Below are 1,422 nucleotides of genomic sequence, written 5' to 3' on the forward strand. Positions count from 1 at the left end.
CCTTCGCGAGTCCCTCACCGACGTCACCCGCCGCCTTCCGTCCGCTCGTCCCCTTCCCCGACTCGCGTCCGTCCCCCGAGCCCTCCCCGGCACCGGTCACCTCGGACACCTTCACCCCGACACCCCCTCCTTACCCATCGCCATCTCCCTCGCCATCGCCGTCTCCTCTTCCTTCCGCTGCTCCCGCTGTTTCTCCCGCTGCACTACGGACAGTGCGGCGATCAGCTCCGCCTGCTGGTTCATGGGCACGGTCAGCTGGTCCAGCGGAGCCAGTCGCCGCTCCCGCTCACCGTGCAACGCGCGCTCCAGATACGTGGCCAGCAGCCGGCTGCCCCGGTCACAGAGCCGCAGCGCACTCTGGGCCCCCAGCAGGTCGGCGAGGTTCTCGCCCGCCGTGCGTGCGCGACGGCCACCGAGCAGGGCGGTGGCCAACAGCGCCGCCGACTCCTCGGGCTCCACCGACCCCGCGCGCTCCCCTGCCTGCCCCGCCCGGGCCTCGCGCGTCTCCTCCTCGGCGAGCTCCTCTAGGCAGCGCCGCCAGCGCCGGACGATCACACCGAGCCGTTCGCCCGCATCCGCCGCGCCCTCAGCCGTCGTCAACGCGATCTCGGCCGCCGCGGGGTCGCGCCGCCAGGCGTCCGCGGACCGCTCGTCGGCCTCCTCCACGGCGCAGGTCAACAGCGAGGTGAGGCCATGGGTCAGGGCATCGAGCAACTCGTCCGACCGGCCGTCGAGCCCATGGTCACGCCAGTGGGCGCGGGCATCCCCGGACAGCACCTCCCCGGCCGCGACCTCCTGCCGTACGCGCTCCGCGGCCCGCTCGTACGCCTCCTCGACCCGGCCGGCCAGCCGCAGCGCCGCGGCGTGCTGGGCGGCGGCGGCCCCGGCCAGCGCGGGCAGCCGGCTGCGCAGCGAGGCGATCGCCCCGGTGGCCGTACGTTCCGCGGCGGCCGCGCGGGCCACGGGGTCCTGGGCATGCCGCTCCAGCCAGTCCCGCAGCGCCGCGACGGCCGTGGCGGGCAGCAGCCCGCGCCCGCCGCCGGCCGACTCGGGCAGCTCGGGAATCGTGAACCGCGGGACGTGACCGAGACCGGCCCGCTGGAGAAGCTCCGCATACCGCCCGGAGATGTCGGTGGCGATCTGGTGCGGCACCCGGTCCAGCACGGTGACCAAGGTGACGTCGTACTCCTTGGCTGTCCGCAGGAGGTGCCAGGGGACCGCATCCGCGTACCGGGCGGCCGTGGTGACCAGCACCCATACGTCCGCCGCACAGATCAGCTCGGCGGCCAGCTCCCGGTTCCGCGCGACCAGCGAATCGATGTCCGGGGCGTCCAGCAGTGCCAGACCGCTGGGCAGCGCCGGGTCCGTCTCGATCCGCACCGTGTGCATCCCCGAACCCGCGGTCCCGCCCCCCGCCACACC

At 74.8% G+C, this 1,422-nt stretch carries 1 protein-coding gene; it reads right to left on the minus strand.

The window, feature by feature from the left end; genetic code table 11:
• Positions 1–111: 111 nt before the first annotated feature.
• Positions 112–1,422: ATP-binding protein (locus EST54_RS33830; protein WP_129251477.1), on the minus strand; the 1,311-nt coding region annotated here is incomplete at its 5' end.

This window comes from Streptomyces sioyaensis, from assembly GCF_004122735.1.
GTDB lineage: Bacteria > Actinomycetota > Actinomycetes > Streptomycetales > Streptomycetaceae > Streptomyces > Streptomyces sioyaensis.